Raw genomic sequence first — 21,985 nt, 5'->3', positions numbered from 1 at the left:
GTCGTCGGCGGGCATCATGAGGCCACCGCCGAGAGTTCCGGGGCACCGATGTACGTCCCGTGCAGCCGGTAATGCCGGTCGGCGAGGGCGTTGGCCTCCTTGCACCTCTGGCACTGCCGCTCACCGCGCTTGCGGTGCCGCCTGTAGCCGCGCCGGGTCCCGCATCGGACGTCGGGTGTCGGCGCCGGCAGCCCGCGCGGCCCGCCGCGCGCCATGTACTCGGCAGCAGGCTCGATCTCACCCGGGAACCAGGCATCCAAGGTGGTTCCGCTGACGCCTACGCGCGTCGAGATGATCGAGTACGGCACCTCGGCGTCGAGCATGATCCGGGCTGCGAACCACTTCTCGTCCCGCGTGAGCTTCCAGCCCTTCCGGCGGCCGTTCATTGCCAGTTCGACGGCGATCAGGTCGAGCAGGACCAGGCCGTCCCGTGTGGCGAGCCATACCGTCGGCATGGTCATGCGGGGAACGGAGATCCACTCCGGGGCGCTGGTCACTCGCTCACCGCCGTCACGGTGCCCTCTGGTTCGGGGGCGACGTCTTCGAGGAGGAGTCGGATCAGCCGTGCGATGTCGTCCGGTGAGAGATGCCGACGCAGGGCTGCGGCGAGGGAGTCGGGGCGACTGACGGGGACGCTGACCGTCTTGGGCCGGAAGCCGGCCTGGACCATGGCCGCGTGTGCGGAGAGGCGTCCCGCGAGGACGTCGGCGTGCAGCTCCGGCTTGTCCTTGCGGAGGCGGCGGAGGGCGGCGGCTTGGGTCGTACCTGTAGGCGCCTTAACTTCTTTGCTAATATCCAAGAGGTCGGTGCGCTCCCCCTGCCTCCCGGCAAGCGCCTGGTCAAGCAAGTCGAGAGCCTCAGCATCGCTGGCGATGATCCGGCGTACGAGGTCGACGGATGCACCGATGCCCTGCGTAGGCGGCGTGGTCACGAAGTCCACGAACCGCTCGTGCTGCACAAGTTCGCCCCGCGGTGTGACGAACTCCCGCCACGACTCCTCAGCGAGCACTCGCTTCAGCAGGTCCGGCACATCCTCCAGAGCGTTCCCACCGCGGCGCAGCGCGGACCCGAGAGCCTCGACCAAGACAGCGTTCCCCTTCGGGCTGGTCACGCTTCCTCCAGCCACTGATCCAGCAGCTCCAGGCGCCGGTTGAGAGTCTCCGTAGTCGCGGTCTTGGCCGTGTCCCCACAGCGCTTGTTCAACTCTGCGTGGATGTGCGAGAACTCGGCTTCGGTCCGGCGGTTGAGCTGACCCACCCTCCGCTTGATCAGCTTGCGAAGCGCTGCCTTCGTCTCGGCCAGCGTCTTACCTTGCTCGACAGCCGGCGGTTCGACACGCGCCGTGCCGACGACCCGGCCCGCGCCCGCAAGACGCAATGCGTGCGCCATCATCTCCGCGCTCACCGAGCCGGGCATGCCAGCCTGCCTGGCGGCGTTCTCCGCTCGTTTCAGCTCACCGTCGCTGAACGATTCAGCACGGAAGATCGTTGAGTGGTGGACCGCCTCAGTGGAGTCCAGCGGCTCGACAAGATCGAAGGTGAGCGCGGTCTGCTTGGCTCCCTGTTCGCCCCGCTCGCGCAGCTCCTTCTCTTCTTCAGCCAGAACGGCTTCGACCGTGCGCTCGATGTCACGCGCGTACGACATGAGCGGCTCGATGGACGGGATGAACAGGGTCGCGGTGGTCTCGTCTTCAGAGCCACGCATCCGTACGAACCGACCGACGACCTGCCGGAAGAACATCTCTGTCGAGATGCGAGAGGCATACACCCCGAGCGCGAGACGCGGAATGTCGACGCCCTCGGAGACCATCTGCACGGCGACGATCCACCGCTGACTGCCCCTGGCGTATGCCTTGATCAAGTTGGAGGCGTCGGCCTCGTCGGAGATGGCGACAGTGGGCGTTTCACCGGTGATCCGCTTGAGGATCGCGGCGTACTGGCGGGCGTTGTACTGGTCGGCCGCGACAACAAGGCCTCCCGCGTCGGGGGTCTCTTCACGGAGACGGGTGAGTTCGTCATCGGCGCGGCGCAGCACGGAGCGGATCCACTCGCCGGTCGGATCGAAAGCCGTGTCGAGAGCGCGGGTCAGCTTCTTCTCATCGACCGTGGCGAGTTCCGCGGTGACGATGGCCCCCGCATCCCGCCAGCGCATCTTGCCGTCCAGGACCGGGAACGCGACGGGCCGGACCACGTCGCGGTCGGCAAGTGCGGTGCCGTAGTCGTAGTTGATGCTCGGCACGCACTTGCCCTGGTCGTACGTGACGAAAGGAATCGGCCGCCCGTCGGAGCGGAACGGGGTCCCAGAGAGCAGAAGCCTGCGGTGTGCCGGATCGAACGCTTCGGTGAGCGCCGGGCCCCAGCTGAGATGGTCGGCGTCGCCCGCGTGATGGACCTCATCGAGGACGACGAGGGCGCCATGCTGGGTGGCCAGCTTGCGCCAGAGCTGTGGCTGAGCGGCGACGGTGGCGTAGGTGACCACGGTGCCGTCGTAATCCCGGGCGATGACCGTGTTGCCGTTGGCGAAGGTGTTGTCGAGTTGGATACCGACCTTCGCGCCGGCCTGTGCCCACTGATTGCGGAGATGGGCGGTGGGGACGACGACGATGATGCGGGAGATGTCTCCGCGGTCGATCAGGAGCTTCGCGGCGGTGAGGGCGAAGGTGGTCTTGCCTGCGCCGGGGGTGGCGACGGCGAGGAAGTCGTCGTTGTTGCGGAGGAAGCGGCGTACGGCGTCTTCCTGCCAGGCGCGGAGCTGCATGTGGCGAGGGCCTTTCTTGAGGTTGCAGGCGGGGCAGAGGGACTGGCCGTTGACTACGTCTGTGGTGCCGCCGGCTGAGTAGGGCTTGATGTGGTCGCCGTGCCAGCCGGGTTGCAGTTCGATGCCGCAGATCTCGCAGTGGCCGTCAGCGGCGAGGTAGAGGGCCACGCGTTCGCCGGAGTTGAAGCGTCTAGACATCGGGCTCCTGAAGGGCGGACGTCGCTTGTCAGGTGCGGGCCCGCCCCGCGCAGGGGAAGTCGGGGCGGGCCCGCGGTCAGTGGTGAATCAGGCGGACTGATGGGCAGCGCGGCGTTCCTCGGCGAGGCCGCGCACCATCTCGGAGAAGTCGCTGACCGGCGTCTCGCGGTCCCCGAAGGCCGTCAGCGTGTCCAGGAGCGTGGCGGCCTCAGTCGAGGTCAGTTCGTTCGCGGACTGGATGTCGCGGCCGATGATCAGGGCAGTGGCCTGGAGCCGACGGGCACGCTCCTCCTTAGCGCCGAGGCCGACCTTCGCGAAGCAGGCATGCATCATCCGCATCTGCGGGGCGCTGACGGGCCCCGGCGCCTGGTCCTGCTCCGAGGTCTGGGTGACCGCAGGGGCGGACCCTTCGGCGTCTGCCAGCGAGTGCGCCGAGGGGCCGCTGTACTCGCCCTCGTTCGCGTCCTCGGTGGCCTGCGTTGACGGGGGCGTGACGCCCGTCGTGACGGGCTTGACGGCCTGCCCGTACTCCTTGATGACGTCGCCGAGCTTCGCGGGCTCGCCCGTCTTCGGGTGCAGGAGGTCGGCACCGAGGAGGCGCCGGCTGTTGGCCTGTGCGTGGAGCTCCAGCGCCCGCTCGTACGTCAGGCCGTCGCGGACCAGCTCGTCGACGATGACCTGGACGGGGTCGACGCCCTGGCCGAGCTGTTCCAGGATCGCGTCGGCGAAATCCTCGCCGGGGTGGTGAACGCAGGCGCCGTCCAGGGCGGTGTACCGGGTCTTGGTGACCGTGCCCGTGCCCTCGATCATGTCGATCACGACGTCTACTTCGTACTCGGCGCCCTCACGCTGGACGGTCTTCACGCCCAGCTTCTTGACCTTGCCGCCGGACAGTTCGTAGTCGTTCTTCGTCCGCATCGTGACGATGACGTGGCCAGGGAAGCCGAGCAGGGCGTCGAGCATGTCCTGTTCCATCTCGTTCACCGGGCCCCAGGCGGAGAACTTCCCGCCGCTGATCTTCTGGCCCTCTTCGTCGACGCGGGCGAGGAGTCCGCCCTTGCCAGCCCAGAAGTGGGACCAGGAGTCGATGATCAGGACGGCGAGCCGTGCCTCCTCGGCGGCCTTGACCGCGGCGATGAGGTTCTCCGGGGAGCAGTACGCCATCGGAAGGTGGGCGAACTCGTGGGCCTCGATGTCCGGGCGGCCGGGGACGGGGGCGTACTTGAGGGCGGAGCCGCGCTCGGTGTCGACGACGCCGATCTGTCCGCCCTTGGCGAGGCCCTCGGCCATGCGGAGAGCGGTCTTGGTCTTGCCGGAGCCGCCCGGGCCTTGGAGGGCGATCCGGGCGCGGGCCTGCTCGCGGGTGGCCGGCTGGAAGGTGAAGGTCATGACGTGCTCCGGTTGTCGCGCTGGTGCGGAAGAGTCGGGCGGAGGGGTGCGGCCGCCAGATGACGGACCGTGTTGACCACTCGCATCGCGGCTCCGTACGCCCTCTGCTTCCGCTTGAAGGCGGCGTCGGTGTCCGTGTCGGTGCGCCGGTACTTGCCGGCCAGCTGCTGCTCGATGGCGTCCGCCAGCTCGGTGCCGAACTCCTTGCGGAGGTCGGCGAGGAGCAGCGCGGCCTCGCCGGGGCGCAGAGCCCGGCCGCTGGTGAGGGCCCGGTAGGCCTTGGCGTATGCGCTCACGAGGCCTCGCCTCCGACGTCCGTGACGGACGGGGTGAGGTCCTGCCACGTGCCTCGGCCGGAGTGCCGGGCGAAGCTGAGCAGTCGGCCAGCCGCGGCGAACTTGCGTGCCTCGCGGTACGCCTTGCGGCGGTCCATGGTGCTGAACTCGGCGCTCGTCCGGGCGCCCGTACGGCGGGCGATCCGGATGACGTAGAGGCACGTGTTCTGCGTCTGCTCCTTGCCGTGGTGCTTACGTCGCTTCACTCGGCCACCCCCATCGGCGGGGTGTCGGCGAACGCGCACAGGATCACCACGTGCGTACCGCGCCACGTGGCGTGCGAGGTGACGCAGCCGCCCCGGTTGGTGGTGCGGCCAAGGTCGACCTTCAGAGCCTCCTGCCACGCCCTCCACTGCTTCTTGCTGGCGGTCAGCTCCAGCTCGATCGTCTTCGAGCCGGGGATGTACGCGGCATCGGCGTGCCAGGCCGGGGCGACCGTCAGGAGATCGCTCACCTCCTCGGCACGCAGGGCCTGCGTCGGCGCGATCTGCCGCGTGATCCCATCCGCAGAACGGACCGTGTGCCGCTCATTCACCAGGCGCTCCGCCTCAGCGAACGGCAGTTGCCGGTACCCGGGGCAGCCGCACGGCTCTTTGCCGCGAATGTTCCCAACGAAGCAGGAGTGCGGCTTCGGCACCGTGTGGACGAGCTTGGAGTGCCCACACCGGCACAGCTTCGGGAGGTAGCGCGCCTCCAGCTTGGTGACCCGGGCCCGGAGCGCCTCGCGGTCCGCGTGGACGTCCGCGAGGTCCTGCGACCGCTGCGCCAACTCAGCACGCAGCCTCTCCAGTTCAGCGGCCGTCTCAGGCGACTGAAGCTGCTGCGACGACTCCAGAGCCTCGGCGGCCTGCGTCGCGAGGTCGTACGCCGGGCCGTTCAGCCAGGCGGCCTCGATCGTCTTCTTCGCCGTCATGGCGAGCTTCGAGATCACTCCGCCTCACCGCCCGTCACAGCGGAGAGAGCGTCGGCCCATGCCTCGTCGGGGTCGCCCACGTAGCGGGCCTCGACCCGTACGCCGAACTCCGTGTGCTCGCGCCGTGCCTCGTACGCCCCTGCCGGCGCCCAGGGCGACTCGGCCTTGCGGCCGGGGCCCACGTAGGCCTTGCGGATCGTCGTAGCGGTGCTGTCCGCGGACTGCATGGAGTTGTACTCGCCGACCTCCTGCCACTCGCCGGAGTTGGCGCGGCAGCGCGCGGCGATAGCGAAGTGGTCGGTCGGCCTCTTGTGCCTCACTCCGTCTCACCACCCGTCGGAATGCAGGCGGCGACGACACAGAGGACGACGCAGACCGTGAAGGCCAGGAAGATCCAGATCACGAGCCCTCACCGCCCCGCTCCTTGTCGAGAGCGGCGAGCACGCCCCGCAGCCGGAGGTTGAGCGAGACCGCGGCATGCAGCATGGCGCTGTGGTCGTGGATGTTCAGGCCAGCGGTCTCGTCCAGGATGCGGCGCGAGGCAGCGATCTCGACAGCGAGGGACGCGGGTTCGGGGGACGGGTCGTTGGGGCCGAACAACGGGTCGTGCGCCGAGGAGCGTTCGGTCATGCCCGCTCACCACCCTCAGCGCCCGTCGTCACCGGGGCGGCCTGCGGCGTGGGCGCGTTCGGGACGGGCGTCAGCGGGCCGCGCATCCGCACGATGTTCGCCAGCGAGCAACGCTCCGGCCGACCGTCCAACGACAGCAGCGGCATACCGTCCGCCGTGCGCACGCCCTGGTAGAACCACTCATCGCCGTCCCCGTCCTGCTGCGGGAGCGCCAGGTCGTAGACGACGCCCTCGAACTCGAACGGCTCCTTGGCGATCGACAGCGCGTGCTTCCGTGCCTCCGGCAGGTCGTACGCCACGACCGAGACACGGATCCCGTCGCGGTAGCCGTCGCCGGCCACCATGTAGGGGAGCGCCGTCTCCTTGTCGTGCGTGATGCCGAAGTAACGGCGCCACTGCACCCACTCGCCCTGGTCGACGATGTGCAGCGCGACCAGGACGCGGTCGCCGTCCAGCTGGACGTTCTGGAAGGACCGGTGCTCGCCGATGTGCCGGCGAATCTGCGCGGCGACCTGGCGGGCACGCCCGCAGGCCTCGTCCCACGCGGCGGCCTGCTGCTCCAGCTCGGTCCGCTGAGTCTCCGGTGCAGGTCCGGCGGCCGGGGGCTCGACGTGCGCCTGGTGCTCGCGCGGGCCCTCGGTCGGCGTGACCGTGTCGTCGACAGCCTTCGCCCACCCACCTGCAGGCGCGCGGGTCAGGAGCATTCCGTACGAGCGCTCCGGGTCGACCAGGAGACCAGCGGAGTTGAGGCCATGGACGATGGCGGCCGCCAGGTCGTGGTGTCCGCTGGAGGCGATGGCCTGACGGACGACCTTCAGGGCGTGCGGGAAGTTCTTGTTCATGCCGCAGCTCCCTCGGCCTCGGTGAGCGCGTGCTGCATGCTCCGGACCGCGCGGAACGTCAGCGTCTTGACCGCGCCGTGGTTCTTGCCCATCCGCTCGGCCGTCTCGCCGATCGACAGGTCCTCGAAGAACCGCAGCTGCAGGCACTCGCGCTGAGCGTCATTCAGCGTGGTCATCGCCACGGCTACGGTCTCGGCGGCCTCGACGACCTCCAGCTCCCGGAGAGCGTCGACCTCGGCACTGTCGAGCCGCTCATCCGCGTCGAAGAACTCGTCGGCAAGGACTTCCAGGCGGGTGCGGCTGCACTTGAAGTGGTCGGTGAGGATGTTGCGGGCGATGGTCATCAACCAGCCGGCGAACGTGCCTCCCGGGAGCGGCCTGAAGGTCTCCAGCCGACGCAGCGCGCGGACGAAGACGTCCTGGGTCAGGTCCTCGGCGAGGTGCTTGGACCGCGTCCGGTGGAGCAGGAAGCGGTGCACCTCGTCGTAGTGGTCGGCGTAGAGGCGAGCGAACGCGTCGCGGTCTCCGGCCTTGGCCCGGGCGACGAGCGCGGCCGTCGTATCTCTCGGGATGATCACAGCGTTAACCTGGGTAGACACAGCCAGGTCTCCTTTGACGTAGGTAGGGGTTTTCGGTTGTGCGAGGGCCGTTCCGGGTCGCATCCGGGCGGCCCTCGGCGTGTTCAGGGGGTAGATCAAGCTCCGAGCGGCCGAGGGCGCCGGCACTTGCGGCACTCCATGCGCCCCTTCGGGTTGCGGTGCTCGCACGTGGGGCACTGCCAGCTGAGGAGGCCTCGGCGTCGTCCGCGCATCAGGCGGCTTCCAGGAGCCGGACCAGGGACGCGGTGATGACGCGGTGTCGGCCGTCGAGCGGCAGGACCTTCACGGGCGACTCGTTCCGCTTGATCAGGTCGTGCAGGTAGCTCTTGGAGATGCCGAGCGCCGTGGCGGCCTTCGGGACGCTGACGGTCGCCGGCCATGCGCGGACCTCGTCGAGGGTCGGGACGGTTACGGGCATCAGGCCGCACCTGCCTCGTCCTCGCGTGGTTCCGGCTCCGGCGGCATCAGGTCCTCGACCTCGCAGTTGAGGGTTTCCGTGAAGCGCTTCAGGACGCGGGGCGAGGCACCCCGCAGGCCGCGTTCCAGCAGTGACATGTGCGAGGGCGAGACTCCGGCTGCTTCCGCTAGCTCCTTCTGGTTCAGCCCCGCCTCGATGCGCCGTCTTCTGAGGCGCTTCGGGTCTTGAGTGGGTGGTGACATGCCTCAAGAGTAGATGAAAGTAGAAGAGAGTCAAGGCGTGAGTAGCAGTAAGTAGAACCTTGTTTGTGAAGAAGTTGTGCGGTGGGCTACTCGGCTTGGGCGTAGGGGCCTACACCTGGGAGAGTTGACGGAAGTTGACGAAAGTCGACAAGAGTAGGAGGACGTAGCCATGGGCTCGCCCGAGCACGGCACCCCCCAGCCGCCGCCCGAGGCAGACCTCATCCGTCTCGCCCGACAGGCACGGGGCCTCAGTCCAGAAGAGGCAGCAGACCGCACCCCGGTCAGGATCAAGGGCTTCCGCTGGCGACAGATCGAGAAGGGCTGGAAGGGCAAGCCCGGCGAGTCCGATCGCGTGATCGGCCCGGACAAGACGATTGCCCACATGTCGCACACCGTCGGCGTCACCTCGGCCCGTCTCGCCGAGCATCGCCCGAAGGCCGCGGAGATCCTCCGTGAGATTGAGATCCAGAGCATCGAGCGCTCTGACAACCTGCCCGACCCCCTGGGCAACCTCACCGCGGAGCGTCAGCGCATCATCCTGGAGATGGTCGCCGAGCTCGCCGTCGAGGACCGGGCCCCCGCCTTGCGCCGGCTTGCGGAGCGCCTGGAGGCCGGTGAACTGGGAACAGCCGATGGACCGTCAAGGTCCACCGACCTGCGTGGAGTTGACGAGCGCCCCCCTCGCGCCATGTAGTAACAGTTCAGTCACGATACGTGCCTGTTCGAATCACATAAGTCAACTTCTGTCGCATTGTTTGTAACCCGCACATACACGCCGACATGTGCGGAGACCGAGCCAACCGTGCACAGGGGACGAGAATGATCTGGATCGTTCTCGCGGCTGGGCTCGGCGCCAACTGCATCGTGCTTGCGCTGCTCTTCCGGCGGCTGAGGGGGGACCTCAACCGGCAGCTGCGCGACATGCGTGCCGAGCACAACAGCGAATGGATATTGCGCGCCCTCAGAGACGCGCCAGAGGAAGCGGCCATGGCCGCGAACGGGAGAGGATTCGAGCCGCCGCCCATGGGCCCGCAGCCCGTCCGGCGGAAACGGCACCTGGGCTTATTCCTGGGTGGGGCAGCGGCTGCACTACTCACCATCAGCAGGGCAGCACGGGAGACGTGGCGGAGCCACCGCGGTCAACTCGCCACGGCCGCGGCAGCAACGGCCGCGACCGTGGCGACCGTAGTGCTGATTGTCGTCAACCCGTGGTCGGACGACAGCGACGACGGGCCACCGTCCTCCGCACCGACCGCCAGCCCAACCGCTACTCTTCCGCCTGGCCCGAGCCAACCGCCCCCGGGCACAAGCCCGTCGGCGAGCGGCGCAGACCCCGGAAGGAACGACCGCCCGGAAGCCGGGGGCTCCCCCATGGGGAGTGATCCCACCTTTAGCTCCCTGACGCCAGTCGATGACACGTCGCAGGACTCGGGGACACAGGGCCCGTCCAGGGAGCCGCCGCCACAGGGCGGCGAGTCCTCGCCCGGCTCACCCGAGCCAGGTACGTCTCCTCCAGCCGAGTCCCCGCCGCAGGAGACGCCTCCCGGACAGCCCCCGACCGAGGAATCAACGGGCCCGCCGGGCCTGTGCGTTGGCCTCGCGGTCGGCTCCCTGCTGGACCTTCAGGTCTGCCTCCTCGGAGGTGGTGCCTGAATCCGAGAGAGAAGGAGAGGAAGTGCCGGAGATCAAGAAGATCGTGCTGCGAAGCGGCAAGGTCCGCTATCGCACGGTGGTCGACGTGGGCCGAGATGCCCAGGGCAACCGGAAGCAGTTGACCATCACCAGGGACAAGAAGTCGGAGGTGGAGAACGAGGTTTCCCGCATCCGACACCAGCGCAGCACAGGGCAGTTCATCATGCCCAGCAAGATCACAGTCTCGGAGTGGATCGACCAATGGCTACGCAAGAAGGCCCGGGACCTCGAGGAAACCACGCTCCACAGTTACGGCCTGATGGTCGTTCACATCCATCAGGGCCTCGGCGGAGTCCGCCTCCAGGAGCTGACCGAGGAGGACGTCGAGGAGTGGGTGGAGTGGCTGCTGACTGCAGCCCGGCGCCGGGGAGGTAAGGCCGGCACCGGGCTGCGCCCGTCAACTGCGGAGGGGATTCTGGGGCGGCTCAAGGAGGCGATGCGGGCCGCGGTCGCCAGGAAGCTGGTGCACACGAGCGTTGCCCAGGAGGTGAAGATCCCGCGGCAGGCCAAGAAGCAGGACCGCCGCGACAACGAGAAGGTCAAGCCGTGGAACGTCGAGGAGGTGAGGGCGTTCATCAGCGGCATCAAGGGCGACCGGCTGTACGCGATGCTGCTGCTGTCCCTCATGGGCCTGCGGCCGGCCGAGGTGGCGGGCATGCGCTGGGAGGACGTCGACCTGACGGCCGGGACGGTGGCCGTCCTCAACACCCGCACCATGCTGGGCAATCTCGTCGTGCACGAGAAGGACACGAAGACCACCAGCGGTGAACGCACCCTGCCCCTGCCGCAGGAGGTGTGGGACGCGCTCAAGCGGCTCAAGCGCCGGCAGGCCCGGGAGCGCCTGGCGGCGGGCGAGGGCTACACGGACAGCCCGTACGTGTACGTCGACGAGCTCGGCGTGCCGTGCACCACCAGGGACTTGCGTGAGCACGCGTACAAGCTGATGGCCTCGGTGGGGCTGCGGCGCGTGCGGCTGTACGACGCGCGGCACTCGTGCCTGACCTACCTCGCGAACAACGGGGTGCCGGACCACATCCTCGCCGCGTGGGCCGGGCACACGAACGCGGCCTTCACGAAGGCCAAGTACGTGCATCCGGACGCCGAGGACCTGAGGCCGGCCGCGGTCGTGCTCGACGGGCTGCACCGGTTTCCGCAGGCTCAGGTGTGAGATTTTGTGCGAAATGATCTAGGAATTCCCTCACCACAGCGTCCTGACGTGTGCTCATACCCTCGCTCGTAGAATCCTGCTTCTATTCTACCGCCCGCCACTGACAAAAGCCCCTGGCCACAAGGGCCTTCGGCCGGCCCTCGACGCCGCCGATCGCGTACCGTGAGCCCATGGAGATCTGGATCAACCCCGCCTGCTCGAAGTGCCGCAGCGTCCTCAGCCTGCTCGACGCGGAGGGCGCCGACTACACGGTCCGCCGCTATCTGGAGGACGTCCCGAGCGAGGACGAGATCAGGGACGTACTGGACCGGCTCGGCCTCGAACCCTGGGACATCACCCGCACCCAGGAGGACGCCGCCAAGGAGCTCGGGATGAAGGACTGGGCGCGGGACGAGTCCTCCCGCGACCGGTGGGTCAGGGCCCTCTCCGAGCACCCCCGGCTGATCCAGCGCCCGATCATCACGGCCGAGGACGGCACCGCCGTGGTGGGCCGCACCGATGAGGCGGTACGGGACGCTCTGTCCCGATAACGGGCCAACCCCCTTGTGACGTACGTTACTTCAGTGAATCCCGTGACCACTGAGTAACCTCGTTCGGTATCTCGTACATAGCGGCGTACGCTCCCCTACCCCTCAGGAGGCGCGCATGTCGCGCAGGCGAAGGCTCGGTACGAAGAAGAAGATCGCGCTGCTGGTGAGTGCGGCGGCGGTGGCGGGAGGTGGGGCCTTCGCCATGGCGAGCACCTCCAACGCCGCGCAGAGCCCGGGCCCCAAGACCCTGTCGTCCGCCGCGGACTCGAACGTCTGCCTGGGGCTGGCCACGGCCCTCGGCAACAACCAGAAGTTCATCGACGGGCAGAAGGCCAGTCCCGACGCCCAGTCCGCGGCCCGGATCGCCAATCGCGAGGCGGTCATCGAACAGATCAAGGTCCAGCAGAAGGCGTCCGGTTGCACCGTTGGGGAGTCGGCTCAGGGCTCCCAGTCGACGCAGCCGGCCCAGAACGGCGCCGGAGACCAGGCGGGAGGCGCGCAGCCTTCGCAGACGGCCTCGGCACCCGCGGACGACGCGGGCGGGGACGCGGGCGGCGGCGCCTCCGGCCAGCAGGTGTGCAACGGCTCCACCGTCACGCTCTCCGGCGAGGCGGGGGCACCTGCCGCCTCCAGCAACCAGTTCCCGGTGGGGACGACGCTGAAGGTCACCAACCTGGACAACAACAAGTCCACGACGGTGAAGGTCACTTCGGTCTCCGGCAGCTGTGCGCTGCTCAACAACGCGGCCTTCGAACAGGTCCGTGAGCCCGGCAAGTTCCTGATCCGCCGGGCCCTGATCGAGAAGGTGGGGTGAGGCTCAGCGACACAGGAACTCCGTGAGGCGGCGGCCGAGTTCGGCGGGTGCGCTCTGCGGCAGCGCGTGATGGGAGACGTCGGGGAGGACAACCGTCTCGACACGCGGCAGCAGCGCATCCGCCCTCGCCGCCACCCGGTACGTGTCACAGGTCCTGCTGTTCCCGGCCAGGAGCAGCAGGACCGGCATGTTCAGCCCGCGCAGCGCGTCCGGCGCCGGGCGCGGACCGGTCACCGGCTTCGAGACGGAGGGGAAGCCGGCGGCCGCCTCCTGCAGACGGAGCCAGTCGGGGTCGAGCGGGACTCCCCCGGTCTCCCACGTGAGGAACGCCCGGGCCCGGCGGGGCGTGGGCCGCAGCAGCAGCGGCAGGGCGTGCAGCAGATACTCGGCCTTGAAGCCGCTGAAGCTCGTGGTGGGGTCCAGCAGGAAGAGGCGGTGCACGCGCGCGCGTGCCCGCAGCGCGTAGTGCAGCGCGATCCAGCCGCCGTAGGAGTGCCCGCCCAGGTCCACCCGCTCGAGTCCCAGGCCGTCCAGGACCGCGCCCAGCCAGTCCACCAGGTCGGCGACCGCACGGGGGTGACGGTCGCCGGCCTCGGTACCGCGACCGGCGCAGCCGACGAGGTCGACGGCGAAGACGCGGTGGGTGCGGGCGAGTTCGGCAACCTGGGCGTACCAGGAGGCGGAGGTGGCTCCCCCGCCGCCCGGGAGCAGGACGACCGGCGGGCCGTCGAGCGGACCGCAGGCGTTGACGTAAGCCGTCCCGAAGGGCGTGGCGACCGTCACCGCCTCGCGCTCGGCGGGCCACTTGGCCATGACCTTGTCGTACGCGGCCAGAAAGCCGTTCATGTCGTACGCGGACCCCATCGCCCCTCCCCCTGCCTTCCCCTCTTGCCCTTCCCCTATTATCTCGCCGAGCGAGATACTCGCTGAACGAGATGATAGAGGGGAGACCGGTCGTGGGGAACCTCGGACCCGAGATGGAGGTCGTCCATCTGCTGCGTGCCGTGACCGTCGAACTCGGCCTGCACAGCGCACGGTTCGCGCACCGGAACGGGATGCACCCGACGGACGTACGCGCCCTGATCGCCCTGATGGACGCCTCGCGGGCGGGCACGGAGATGACCGTCGGGCGGCTCGGGGCGGCGCTCGGGCTGAACTCCGCGGGGACGACCGCGCTGATCGACCGGATGGAGCGGGCCGGGCAGGTACGGCGGGTGCGCGGGGCGGGGGACCGGCGCCGGGTGCTGGTCGAGGTGACCGAGACGGCGGTCGAGCTCGGGTGGGCCTCCTTCGGACCGCTGATCACCGCGGCGGTGGAGCTGCTGCGTGTGTACGACGAGCGGGAACTGGCCGCCGTCAAGGGGTTCCTGGCCGGGGTGCTGGAGGCGGCGACGCACGGGAAGTGAGCGCGGCGGTGGTGCTCACGCCGTGAAGCGCGCCACACCGGCGCCAGGTAACACGGGGTTCACATCCGAGCAATGGTCGGGAAATCGCCCATTGACAGGCTCGCGGGCAACAACGGCGGCGCTCCGGTGCCGCAGCGCCGCAGCACCCGCACGTGCGTCAGACACACCCCGAAGGAAGTGGCCCGTGACCTTCAAGGCTGAGTACATCTGGATCGACGGCACCCAGCCGACCGCCAAGCTCCGCTCCAAGACCAAGATCATCACGAGCGGTTCCTCCGATCTGGACGCGCTGCCGATCTGGGGCTTCGACGGGTCCTCCACGAACCAGGCCGAGGGCCACGCCTCCGACTGTGTCCTCAAGCCGGTCTTCTCCTGCCCGGACCCGATCCGCGGCGGCGACGACGTCCTCGTCCTGTGCGAGGTCCTCAACATCGACATGACGCCGCACGAGTCCAACACCCGTGCCGCGCTGGCCGAGGTCGCCGCGCAGTTCGCCGAGCAGGAGCCGATCTTCGGCATCGAGCAGGAGTACACCTTCTTCCAGGACGGCTACCCGCTGGGCTTCCCCAAGGGCGGCTTCCCGGCCCCGCAGGGCGGCTACTACTGCGGTGTCGGCGCCGACGAGATCTTCGGCCGTGAGGTCGTCGAGGCGCACCTGGAGAACTGCCTCGCCGCCGGTCTCGCGATCTCCGGCATCAACGCCGAGGTCATGCCCGGCCAGTGGGAGTTCCAGGTCGGCCCGGTCTCCCCGCTGGAGGTCTCCGACCACCTGTGGGTGGCCCGCTGGCTGCTCTACCGCACCGCCGAGGACTTCGGCATCTCCGCCACCCTCGACCCGAAGCCGGTCAAGGGCGACTGGAACGGCGCCGGCGCGCACACCAACTTCTCCACCAAGGCGATGCGCGAGAGCTACGAGGCGATCATCACCGCCGCCGAGTCGCTCGGCGAGGGCTCCAAGCCGCTCGACCACGTCAAGAACTACGGCGCCGGCATCGACGACCGGCTGACCGGTCTGCACGAGACCGCCCCGTGGAACGAGTACTCCTACGGCGTCTCCAACCGCGGCGCCTCGGTGCGTATCCCCTGGCAGGTCGAGAAGGACGGCAAGGGCTACATCGAGGACCGCCGTCCCAACGCCAACGTCGACCCGTACGTGGTCACGCGTCTGCTCGTCGACACCTGCTGCTCCGCCCTGGAGAAGGCCGGCCAGGTCTGATCCGTCCGGACTTCATCTGTCCATGCAGTGAGATCTGTCCATGCAGTGAGAGGAGACTCCTGTTGCCGGTCCGTGTCTGCTTCAATGTGGACATGACCGGCTTCCAGGAGTTCACCGCGACGGGTCGCCATGACCTGGAGCCCTTCTGGCCCTCCCGTCAGCACCACGACTTCGACCGGGTGTGTTGTCGCGCGATGAACGCGCCGGCCCTCTAACGCCGTACCTCCACCCGGCCTTCGGCCAGCGCGCAACCGAGTACGTCCTTCCCGACGAACCTCTCGCGCGAAAGAGCTGACCTGTCATGGCGATCCTTCGTTCACTGTCACCCACCGTCCCCGACACCTCCTCCCCCAGCGGCTCCCGGCACCGGCTGCGTGCCGTGGACCGGGACGAGGTGATCGACGTCTCGGAGTTCCTGCCGCCGGGCGCCACCTGGCTGCCCGCTCCGCAGCACACCCTGCCCACGCTGCCCGGGCAGCCCCCGATGGTCGGGTACCTCGTCCTGATCCCGGCCGACCGTCTGCACCTCGCGGAGGCCGCCCTGCCGGGCGGTGCCGACGGGGCGCGCGGCGCCGACGGGGCAGGAGGCGCCGGCGACCCGCTGGTCCGGGTCGATCCGGTGCAGCGCACCGCCGCGGTGGACGGCCGTCAACTCGACCTCACCTACCTGGAGTTCGAGCTCCTCGCCCATCTCGTGGCCCATCCGCACCGGGTGCACACCCGCGATCAGCTGGTCACCACGGTGTGGGGGTACGGCCACGTCGGCGACGGCCGTACCGTCGACGTCCATGTCGCCCGGCTGCGCCGCAAGCTGGGCGCCGAGCACCGCGGGGTGATCCAGACGGTGCGGCGGGTGGGCTACAAGTACGCCCCGCCGGCCGGCCGCTGATCCTCTGCCGAGAGCAGATCGGCGTTCCGTCCCGCGCCCGTACCGGGCAGGCTCACCGGCATGAGACTTCTGGTGCTGGGTGGTACGGAGTTTGCGGGACGGGCCGTCGTGGAGGCGGCGCTCGGGCGGGGCTGGGAGGTCACCGTCCTCAACCGGGGGCGGCACCGGCCCCCGCCCGGTGTACGGGCCTTGCAGGGTGACCGCACCGCGTCCGACGGGCTCGCGGCCCTCGCCGACGGTGAGTGGGACGTGGTCGTGGACACCTGGTCGGCGGCGCCCCGGGCGGTCGACGACGCGGCGCGGCTGCTGCGGGGCCGCGCCGGCCGGTATGTCTATGTGTCGACCTGCTCGGTGTACGCCTGGCCCGCGCCCGCCGGGTACACCGAGGACGCGCCGCTGGTCGAGGGCGCCGAGCCCGACGCGGACGGGACCGACTACGCCCGCGACAAGCGGGGCGCCGAGATCGCGGTCGTCGACGCCTTCGGCGCGGACAGCTCGGTGCTCGTACGCGCGGGGCTGATCCTCGGCCCGTACGAGAACATCGGCCGACTGCCCTGGTGGCTGGACCGGATCGCGCGCGGCGGGACCGTGCTGGCCCCGGGACCACGTGAACTGCCGCTGCAGTACATCGACGTGCGGGACATGGCCGAGTGGATCCTGGGCGCGGCGGAGCGGGAGCTGAGCGGCCCGTACAACATGATCAGCCCGCAGGGGCATGCCACGATGGGGTCCCTGCTGGAGGCGTGCGTGCAGGTCACGGGTGCGACGGCCGAGCTGCGCTGGACGGAACCGGACGTGATCCTCAAGGCGGGCATCGAGCCGTGGACCCAGCTGCCGGTGTGGGTACCGCCGGGCAGCGACATGCACGGCGCCCTGCAGTCCGCGGACGTCTCACGGGCCGTGGCGTCCGGTCTGGTCTGCCGTCCCGTGGAGGAGACCGTCGCCGACACCTGGAAGTGGCTGCGGGACATCGGCGGCAGCGCACCCCGGCGCCCGGACCGGCCGTCCCCGGGACTCGACCCCGCGGTGGAGGCGGAGGTGCTGCGCGGGCTGTGACCCGGGGGTGATGGTCGGGGGTGTACCTGGCACCACCCCCGGCCGGGGGCATCGACCCCGTGACCTGCCGGGCGGGCTCGGCGAGACTGTCGCCATGACCACCGACACGAAGAGCGGATCCCCGGCGGGGCGGATGCGGGCCGTCGCACTGGCGGCGGGGCGGGGGTTCGTGCTGGCCCTGGTGACCCTTCCCGGAGCGGTCGTCCTGTTCGTTCTGGCCCTGCTGTCCATCACGCTCGTGCCGTTCGGCATCGGGGCCTACACCACGCCGTGGCTGCTGACGGGCGTACGGATGTTCGCGGACTGGCGGCGGGTGCTCGCCGCGGAGTGGTGCGGGGTGCGCATCCCGTCGACGTATCGCCCGGTCCCGAAGCGCGCCAACCCCTGGGCGCGGACGTACGCCATGCTGCGCGATCCGGCGGTCTGGCGTGATCTGCGCTGGCTGCAGGTCGACATGACGGCGGGGTTCGTCACCGCGCTGCTGGCGGCCGTCCTCGTGTTCTACCCGCTGGAGGGGTTCGTGATCGCGGCCGGGCTGTGGCGGCCGTTCGCCGCGAGCGGCGGCTACTGGTACGGCTTCGTGCACGTCACCGACCAGACCTCCGCCCTGCTCGCCGGCGCCCTGGCCGCCGCGCTCCTCGCGCTCTCCCCGCTGGCCCCGCGTCTGCTGACCGCCCACTTCCGGCTCACCCGGGCCGTACTGGGCACGACCCAGGGCGAGTTGGCCGAGCGGGTCCGGGTGCTGACCGAGACCAGGAAGGACGCCGTCGACACCTCCGCCGCCGAACTGCGCCGTATCGAGCGGGATCTGCACGACGGGGCGCAGGCCCGGCTGGTCGCGATGGGCATGGACCTGGGCACCATCGAGGCGCTCATGGACAAGGACCCGGCGAAGGCCAAGCAGCTTCTCGCGCAGGCCCGCCAGTCCTCCGTGGACGCCCTCGGTGAACTGCGCGACCTGGTCCGCGGGATCCACCCGCCGGTCCTGGCCGAACGCGGACTCGGCGACGCGGTGAAGGCGCTGGCGCTCAGGCTGCCCGTGGCCACCGAGGTGAACGTCGAGCCGGGCGAACGTACGGACGCGCCGGTCGAGTCCGCCGCCTACTTCGCGGTCAGCGAGGTGCTCACCAACGCGGTCAAGCACTCCGGCGCGGACCGGATCTGGGTCGACCTGCACCGCCGTGACGGCATGCTGCGGATCTCGGTCACCGACAACGGCAAGGGCGGCGCGGTGATCGCGGCGGGCTCGGGCCTGGCCGGAGTCGAGCGGCGACTGGGTACATTCGACGGCGTCCTGGCCGTCAGCAGCCCCGCGGGCGGTCCCACCATGGTGACCATGGAGATCCCTTGCGCGTAGTCCTGGCCGAAGACCTCTTCCTGCTGCGCGACGGACTGGTCCGGCTGCTCGAGGCCCACGACTTCGAGATCGCCGCCGCCGTCGAGTCCGGCCCCGAGCTGGCCCGCGCGCTCGCCGAGCTGGAACCGGACGTCGCCGTGGTCGACGTACGCCTGCCGCCGACGCACACCGACGAGGGACTGCAGTGTGCGCTCACGGCCCGCCGCAACAGACCCGGCCTGCCGGTGCTGGTGCTCTCCCAGCACGTGGAGCAGCTGTACGCGCGTGAGCTGCTCGCCGACGGCACCGGCGGGGTGGGCTATCTGCTCAAGGACCGGGTCTTCGACGCGGAGCAGTTCGTGGACGCCGTACGCCGGGTCGCGTCGGGCGGCACCGCGATGGACCCGCAGGTGATCCAGCAGCTGCTGTCGCGGCGGGCCGCCGACGACCGTCCACTGGCCCGGCTGACCCCCCGTGAGCTGGAGGTTCTGGAGCTGATGGCGCAGGGCCGCTCCAACGCGGCGATCGCCGGGCAACTCGTGGTGACAGAACGGGCCATCGCCAAGCACACCTCCAACATCTTCGCCAAACTGGACCTGGAGGTGTCGGACGACGACAATCGTCGCGTTCTGGCGGTCCTCGCCTATCTGGACCAGGGCCGGTAAGCGCTTGCTGATTTTCCGTAACTCCCGCTGTTCAGGCGGCTGTTGAGGCCTGTCGGCCGATCAATCCTCTGATTTGTTGGTGGGGCTGGTGAACACCCCTGGGACACGATCCGTATCCATGGGCGCCGCTTCACTCCTGTCGGGCGCCTCGATGCCCCGCCAAGCCCGCAAGGAAGTCAGAGGAGTTCCATGGGACGCAACACACGAAAACGCCGTACGCCGCTGGCCACCAAGGCCATAGCCGCATCGGCGGCCCTAGCGCTCGGTGGGGGCGGGCTGATCTGGGCGAACTTCTACGCCTCGGCGCACGAGTCGAACTCGGGGCAGAACCAGACGAAGGCCGCCGCCGGCCAGGTGGCGACCATCTCCTGCCCCGACGTCGGCCAGAAGCTCACGAACGTGCCCCAGCGGGCCCGTCGGGCCGTGGCGAAGGAGCTCGCGAACCTCGACAAGCAGATCACCGAGGCCTACGCCAGGCTCGCCTCCACGCGACAGGCGCAGACGCGGGACGCCAACTTCGTGCAGAACTCGATCGTCGGCCCCCTCAAGGAGAAGCGGGCCGCGTCGCTCGACCGGATCCGCCTCGACATCCAGCGGGTCGGCGGCCGGGTCAACACGTCCGGTCTTGGCTCGCTCGCCCCCTGCACGACGCAGCCCGCCGACCAGACCAACGCCGGTGGCGGTCAGAACGGCAACGGCGGCCAGGACAACGGCCAGAACGGTCAGGACGACCAGAACGGCAACGGTCAGAACGGCGACGGTCAGAACGGCCAGAACGGCAACGGCGATCAGCAGGGCGGCAACGGCGGCCAGGCGGGCAACGGCCCCGTCGCGGCCGACTTCGTGGACATCACCAAGGTCGCTCCGAACGTCCAGGCCAAGCCGCAGAACTCGAACAACGCCTCGACCGGTTCGTTCACCACCAACTGCGGTGTCAACGCGAACAAGAACTTCAACAGCGACAACGTCATCGCGGCGCCCGGTGTGACCAACGGCGCGCACCACACGCACGACTACGTCGGCAACCAGAAGATCAACGCGTTCTCGTCCAACGACAACTTCCTGCAGGGCGGGACCAGTTGCCAGAACAAGAACGACCTGTCGGCGTACTACTGGCCGGTGGTCCGGCTGCAGGACGGCACGCAGGAGTTCGACCAGAACAACGACGGCGGCGGCAAGGAGGGCAACGTCGGCAAGATCCTTACGCCGGTCCAGGCGCAGATCAAGTACGTCGGCAACCCGCAGAGCAAGGTCGTCGCGATGCCGCAGTTCCTGCGCATCATCACCGGTGACGCCAAGACCACCACCAACGGCCTGGCGAACGCCAACGCGCACTGGAGCTGCACCGGTTTCGAGGACAAGGTCCAGCTGACCGAGCAGTACCCGCTGTGCCCGCAGGGCAGCAAGGTGGTCCGTACGTTCGCCTTCCAGAGCTGCTGGGACGGGCAGAACATCGACAGCGCCAACCACCGCACGCACGACGCCTTCGCCGACCCGGCGAGCGGTGCCTGCCCGAACGGCTTCAAGGCCATCCCGCAGCTGACCATGCGCCTGGTGTACGACATCCCGACCCCGACCATCGAGAACGGTCAGGTCAAGAACCCGTACGCGGTCGACAGCTTCCCGGAGCAGCTGCACAAGCCGGCCACCGACCACAACGACTTCATCAGCATCACCACCGGTGGTCTGGCCGACAAGATCGCCAACTGCATCAACAGCGGCAAGCAGTGCAAGTGATCCGCTAGAACGATTGCGGGCGGTGGGTTTTCCCACCGCCCGCTTTTGTGTGCCCGCCGAGTTCAGCCGCTGTGACCGCTGTGACCGCTGTGACCGGTGTGCTGGCTGTGGTTGGCGCCGATCTCCTCCTGGCCGCCCAGCGTTCCCTGGAGCGCCTTGACGACCTTGTCGTCGCCGACGGCGACCCACTTGCGGCCGACGAGATAGAAACCGCCGTAGTCCTTGGCGTCGTTGATCCACTCGCGCTGGCCGCGGTCGGTGGCGAAGGTGGCGAAGATGTACTTGCCGTCGGACGTCTTGCAGATGGCCTGGCGGACCGTGTCGGAGTCGATCTGCATGTCCGGCTTGCACTTCGCCCTGGCCGCCAGGCTCTCCAGGCTGCCGGTGGCGGTGGTCGGCACCTTCGCCGCCGCGTCGCTGTCTCCGGATCCACAGCCCGCCAGCGCCAGGACGGCCGCGGCACCGGCCACGGCGAGCATCGGTCGGGTCACCCTCATCTGTTCCTCCGGTCGCATTGCTGGCCCTGAAGCCACGGGCCCGTCCCCTTCGATACGGCTGTGGGGCGCGGTGCGCTCAAATTCGGTGGGGCCTGACGTACGGGTGTGCGAGGGTATGGCCCGTGAACCGAGACTGGGAAGATCGTGTGACGGCCGCCTGGGCCACGTTCGACGACTACGCCGAGGAGGACGCGGCCGACTTCCGGGCCGTGATCGACGCGCTCGTCGCCGAGCTGCCGGACGACAGCCCGCTCGGGCCCTTCGAGCAGGCCTGCGCCTGGGCCTCGACGGGCCACTCGGACAGGGCGGTGCCGCTGTACCGCCGGGCGCTGGAGCTCGGGCTGAGCGAGGCCAGCGGGTACAAGGGGCGGCGCGCGAAGATCCAGCTGTCGAGTTCGCTGCGCAACATCGGACAGGCCGAGGAGGGCGTCAAGCTGCTGACGCCCGAACTGGACGGGCCTTCCGACGAGCTGGACGACGCGGTACGGGCCTCACTCGCGCTGTGCCTGTCCAGCCTGGGCCGCGACCGCGAGGGCCTCTCCCTCGTGCTGGGCGCCCTCGCCGCCCATCTGCCGCGCTACCAGCGGTCCATGGCGAACTACGCACGCGCTCTGGTCGAGCCCGTCGGCTGAACCGCCCGGGTGACGGTGACCATC

The 21,985-nt window shown here is 69.3% G+C and carries 28 protein-coding genes; 13 read left to right on the top strand and 15 right to left on the bottom strand.

Going from position 1 to position 21,985, the window contains the following annotated elements; all coding sequences use genetic code 11:
- Nucleotides 1-14: 14 nt before the first annotated feature.
- The 13 genes from MQN93_RS10980 to MQN93_RS10920 form a co-directional block, all read right to left on the bottom strand.
- The gene (locus tag MQN93_RS10980) at nt 15-461 is read right to left on the bottom strand and encodes a hypothetical protein (RefSeq protein ID WP_242709315.1); all 447 of its coding nucleotides are present in this window, start codon (nt 459-461) and stop codon (nt 15-17) included.
- A gap of 32 nt (nt 462-493) precedes the next feature.
- Complete coding sequence (locus MQN93_RS10975) at nt 494-1,111, bottom strand: hypothetical protein (RefSeq protein ID WP_242709314.1); 618 nt, start codon at nt 1,109-1,111, stop codon at nt 494-496.
- Nucleotides 1,108-2,955, bottom strand: a complete 1,848-nt coding sequence (locus MQN93_RS10970) for a DEAD/DEAH box helicase family protein (protein ID WP_242709313.1) — start codon at nt 2,953-2,955, stop codon at nt 1,108-1,110. The genes MQN93_RS10975 and MQN93_RS10970 overlap by 4 nt, the downstream gene beginning before the upstream one ends.
- A gap of 87 nt (nt 2,956-3,042) precedes the next feature.
- A complete protein-coding gene (locus tag MQN93_RS10965) occupies nt 3,043-4,344 on the bottom strand; it encodes an ATP-binding protein (protein ID WP_242709312.1) in 1,302 nt (433 codons plus the stop codon).
- Complete coding sequence (locus tag MQN93_RS10960; protein WP_242709311.1) at nt 4,341-4,640, bottom strand: hypothetical protein; 300 nt, start codon at nt 4,638-4,640, stop codon at nt 4,341-4,343. Before MQN93_RS10960 ends, MQN93_RS10965 begins: the two co-directional genes overlap by 4 nt.
- Nucleotides 4,637-4,885, bottom strand: coding sequence for a hypothetical protein (locus MQN93_RS10955; protein WP_242709310.1), 249 nt, complete (start codon nt 4,883-4,885; stop codon nt 4,637-4,639). Before MQN93_RS10955 ends, MQN93_RS10960 begins: the two co-directional genes overlap by 4 nt.
- Entirely contained in the window at nt 4,882-5,610 is a 729-nt protein-coding gene (locus tag MQN93_RS10950) for a hypothetical protein (RefSeq protein ID WP_242709309.1), read from the bottom strand. The genes MQN93_RS10955 and MQN93_RS10950 overlap by 4 nt, the downstream gene beginning before the upstream one ends.
- The gene (locus MQN93_RS10945) at nt 5,607-5,912 is read right to left on the bottom strand and encodes a hypothetical protein (RefSeq protein ID WP_242709308.1); all 306 of its coding nucleotides are present in this window, start codon (nt 5,910-5,912) and stop codon (nt 5,607-5,609) included. The genes MQN93_RS10950 and MQN93_RS10945 overlap by 4 nt, the downstream gene beginning before the upstream one ends.
- 79 nt (nt 5,913-5,991) lie before the next feature.
- The gene (locus tag MQN93_RS10940) at nt 5,992-6,222 is read right to left on the bottom strand and encodes a hypothetical protein (RefSeq protein WP_242709307.1); all 231 of its coding nucleotides are present in this window, start codon (nt 6,220-6,222) and stop codon (nt 5,992-5,994) included.
- Entirely contained in the window at nt 6,219-7,064 is an 846-nt protein-coding gene (locus tag MQN93_RS10935) for a BN159_2729 family protein (protein WP_242709306.1), read from the bottom strand. The genes MQN93_RS10940 and MQN93_RS10935 overlap by 4 nt, the downstream gene beginning before the upstream one ends.
- The gene (locus tag MQN93_RS10930) at nt 7,061-7,663 is read right to left on the bottom strand and encodes a sigma-70 family RNA polymerase sigma factor (RefSeq protein WP_242709305.1); all 603 of its coding nucleotides are present in this window, start codon (nt 7,661-7,663) and stop codon (nt 7,061-7,063) included. The genes MQN93_RS10935 and MQN93_RS10930 overlap by 4 nt, the downstream gene beginning before the upstream one ends.
- A 211-nt stretch (nt 7,664-7,874) precedes the next feature.
- The gene (locus tag MQN93_RS10925) at nt 7,875-8,081 is read right to left on the bottom strand and encodes a helix-turn-helix domain-containing protein (protein ID WP_242709304.1); all 207 of its coding nucleotides are present in this window, start codon (nt 8,079-8,081) and stop codon (nt 7,875-7,877) included.
- Nucleotides 8,081-8,323, bottom strand: a complete 243-nt coding sequence (locus MQN93_RS10920; RefSeq protein WP_242709303.1) for a helix-turn-helix domain-containing protein — start codon at nt 8,321-8,323, stop codon at nt 8,081-8,083. The genes MQN93_RS10925 and MQN93_RS10920 overlap by 1 nt, the downstream gene beginning before the upstream one ends.
- A gap of 169 nt (nt 8,324-8,492) precedes the next feature.
- Between MQN93_RS10920 and MQN93_RS10915 the strand changes: the two genes are divergently transcribed.
- From MQN93_RS10915 to MQN93_RS10900, 4 genes are all read left to right on the top strand, one after another.
- Nucleotides 8,493-9,017, top strand: coding sequence for a hypothetical protein (locus MQN93_RS10915; protein ID WP_242709302.1), 525 nt, complete (start codon nt 8,493-8,495; stop codon nt 9,015-9,017).
- 981 nt (nt 9,018-9,998) lie between these two features.
- Nucleotides 9,999-11,183: a site-specific integrase gene (locus MQN93_RS10910; protein WP_242709301.1), complete on the top strand. Its 1,185-nt coding sequence runs from the start codon at nt 9,999-10,001 to the stop codon at nt 11,181-11,183.
- A gap of 170 nt (nt 11,184-11,353) precedes the next feature.
- Nucleotides 11,354-11,713, top strand: a complete 360-nt coding sequence (locus tag MQN93_RS10905; RefSeq protein WP_242709300.1) for an arsenate reductase family protein — start codon at nt 11,354-11,356, stop codon at nt 11,711-11,713.
- A 115-nt stretch (nt 11,714-11,828) separates the two neighbouring features.
- Complete coding sequence (locus tag MQN93_RS10900; RefSeq protein ID WP_242709299.1) at nt 11,829-12,527, top strand: SCO2207 family protein; 699 nt, start codon at nt 11,829-11,831, stop codon at nt 12,525-12,527.
- A gap of 3 nt (nt 12,528-12,530) precedes the next feature.
- Here MQN93_RS10900 and MQN93_RS10895 read toward each other — a convergent pair whose 3' ends face one another.
- A complete protein-coding gene (locus MQN93_RS10895; protein ID WP_242709298.1) occupies nt 12,531-13,391 on the bottom strand; it encodes an alpha/beta fold hydrolase in 861 nt (286 codons plus the stop codon).
- A 113-nt stretch (nt 13,392-13,504) separates the two neighbouring features.
- Here MQN93_RS10895 and MQN93_RS10890 point away from each other — a divergent pair, with 113 nt between their 5' ends.
- The 8 genes from MQN93_RS10890 to MQN93_RS10860 all read left to right on the top strand — a co-directional run bounded on the left by MQN93_RS10890 (nt 13,505) and on the right by MQN93_RS10860 (nt 20,832).
- Nucleotides 13,505-13,933: a MarR family winged helix-turn-helix transcriptional regulator gene (locus MQN93_RS10890; protein WP_372504335.1), complete on the top strand. Its 429-nt coding sequence runs from the start codon at nt 13,505-13,507 to the stop codon at nt 13,931-13,933.
- Nucleotides 13,934-14,117: 184 nt separating this feature from the next.
- The gene (gene glnII, locus MQN93_RS10885; RefSeq protein ID WP_242709296.1) at nt 14,118-15,149 is read left to right on the top strand and encodes a glutamine synthetase; all 1,032 of its coding nucleotides are present in this window, start codon (nt 14,118-14,120) and stop codon (nt 15,147-15,149) included.
- A 92-nt stretch (nt 15,150-15,241) separates the two neighbouring features.
- A complete protein-coding gene (locus tag MQN93_RS43905; protein ID WP_267880768.1) occupies nt 15,242-15,364 on the top strand; it encodes a hypothetical protein in 123 nt (40 codons plus the stop codon).
- Nucleotides 15,365-15,450: 86 nt separating this feature from the next.
- A complete protein-coding gene (locus MQN93_RS10880; RefSeq protein WP_016435719.1) occupies nt 15,451-16,038 on the top strand; it encodes a winged helix-turn-helix domain-containing protein in 588 nt (195 codons plus the stop codon).
- A 60-nt stretch (nt 16,039-16,098) separates the two neighbouring features.
- A complete protein-coding gene (locus MQN93_RS10875) occupies nt 16,099-17,094 on the top strand; it encodes an SDR family oxidoreductase (protein ID WP_242709295.1) in 996 nt (331 codons plus the stop codon).
- A gap of 94 nt (nt 17,095-17,188) precedes the next feature.
- A complete protein-coding gene (locus tag MQN93_RS10870) occupies nt 17,189-18,451 on the top strand; it encodes a sensor histidine kinase (protein WP_242709294.1) in 1,263 nt (420 codons plus the stop codon).
- Entirely contained in the window at nt 18,442-19,095 is a 654-nt protein-coding gene (locus MQN93_RS10865; protein WP_016435716.1) for a LuxR C-terminal-related transcriptional regulator, read from the top strand. The genes MQN93_RS10870 and MQN93_RS10865 overlap by 10 nt, the downstream gene beginning before the upstream one ends.
- Before the next feature lie 189 nt (nt 19,096-19,284).
- Nucleotides 19,285-20,832: a DUF1996 domain-containing protein gene (locus tag MQN93_RS10860; protein ID WP_242709293.1), complete on the top strand. Its 1,548-nt coding sequence runs from the start codon at nt 19,285-19,287 to the stop codon at nt 20,830-20,832.
- 62 nt (nt 20,833-20,894) lie between these two features.
- Here MQN93_RS10860 and MQN93_RS10855 read toward each other — a convergent pair whose 3' ends face one another.
- On the bottom strand, nt 20,895-21,329 hold the full coding sequence (locus MQN93_RS10855) for a hypothetical protein (RefSeq protein ID WP_242709292.1): 435 nt from the start codon (nt 21,327-21,329) through the stop codon (nt 20,895-20,897).
- A 122-nt stretch (nt 21,330-21,451) separates the two neighbouring features.
- On the opposite strand from MQN93_RS10855, the gene MQN93_RS10850 reads away from it, so the two are divergent.
- Nucleotides 21,452-21,961, top strand: coding sequence for a tetratricopeptide repeat protein (locus MQN93_RS10850; RefSeq protein WP_242709291.1), 510 nt, complete (start codon nt 21,452-21,454; stop codon nt 21,959-21,961).
- Nucleotides 21,962-21,985: the final 24 nt, after the last annotated feature.

It is taken from the genome of Streptomyces spinosisporus, assembly GCF_022698145.1.
Taxonomy (GTDB): Bacteria; Actinomycetota; Actinomycetes; order Streptomycetales; family Streptomycetaceae; genus Streptomyces; species Streptomyces spinosisporus.
The sequence above is the reverse complement of the archived record's forward strand: the minus strand, read 5'-3'. Positions and strand labels throughout refer to the sequence as shown.

Bases quoted from the DNA above. Each gene is read 5' to 3' on its own strand.
- MQN93_RS10980 (WP_242709315.1), bottom strand. From the start codon at position 461: ATGACCATGCCGACGGTATGGCTCGCCACACGGGACGGCCTGGTCCTG.
- MQN93_RS10970 (WP_242709313.1), bottom strand. From the start codon at position 2,955: ATGTCTAGACGCTTCAACTCCGGCGAACGCGTGGCCCTCTACCTCGCC.
- MQN93_RS10965 (WP_242709312.1), bottom strand. From the start codon at position 4,344: ATGACCTTCACCTTCCAGCCGGCCACCCGCGAGCAGGCCCGCGCCCGG.
- MQN93_RS10940 (WP_242709307.1), bottom strand. From the start codon at position 6,222: ATGACCGAACGCTCCTCGGCGCACGACCCGTTGTTCGGCCCCAACGAC.
- MQN93_RS10935 (WP_242709306.1), bottom strand. From the start codon at position 7,064: ATGAACAAGAACTTCCCGCACGCCCTGAAGGTCGTCCGTCAGGCCATC.
- MQN93_RS10925 (WP_242709304.1), bottom strand. From the start codon at position 8,081: ATGCCCGTAACCGTCCCGACCCTCGACGAGGTCCGCGCATGGCCGGCG.
- MQN93_RS10920 (WP_242709303.1), bottom strand. From the start codon at position 8,323: ATGTCACCACCCACTCAAGACCCGAAGCGCCTCAGAAGACGGCGCATC.
- MQN93_RS10915 (WP_242709302.1), top strand. From the start codon at position 8,493: ATGGGCTCGCCCGAGCACGGCACCCCCCAGCCGCCGCCCGAGGCAGAC.
- MQN93_RS10905 (WP_242709300.1), top strand. From the start codon at position 11,354: ATGGAGATCTGGATCAACCCCGCCTGCTCGAAGTGCCGCAGCGTCCTC.
- MQN93_RS10900 (WP_242709299.1), top strand. From the start codon at position 11,829: ATGTCGCGCAGGCGAAGGCTCGGTACGAAGAAGAAGATCGCGCTGCTG.
- MQN93_RS10895 (WP_242709298.1), bottom strand. From the start codon at position 13,391: ATGGGGTCCGCGTACGACATGAACGGCTTTCTGGCCGCGTACGACAAG.
- MQN93_RS10890 (WP_372504335.1), top strand. From the start codon at position 13,505: ATGGAGGTCGTCCATCTGCTGCGTGCCGTGACCGTCGAACTCGGCCTG.
- MQN93_RS43905 (WP_267880768.1), top strand. From the start codon at position 15,242: ATGACCGGCTTCCAGGAGTTCACCGCGACGGGTCGCCATGACCTGGAG.
- MQN93_RS10880 (WP_016435719.1), top strand. From the start codon at position 15,451: ATGGCGATCCTTCGTTCACTGTCACCCACCGTCCCCGACACCTCCTCC.
- MQN93_RS10875 (WP_242709295.1), top strand. From the start codon at position 16,099: ATGAGACTTCTGGTGCTGGGTGGTACGGAGTTTGCGGGACGGGCCGTC.
- MQN93_RS10870 (WP_242709294.1), top strand. From the start codon at position 17,189: ATGACCACCGACACGAAGAGCGGATCCCCGGCGGGGCGGATGCGGGCC.
- MQN93_RS10860 (WP_242709293.1), top strand. From the start codon at position 19,285: ATGGGACGCAACACACGAAAACGCCGTACGCCGCTGGCCACCAAGGCC.
- MQN93_RS10855 (WP_242709292.1), bottom strand. From the start codon at position 21,329: ATGAGGGTGACCCGACCGATGCTCGCCGTGGCCGGTGCCGCGGCCGTC.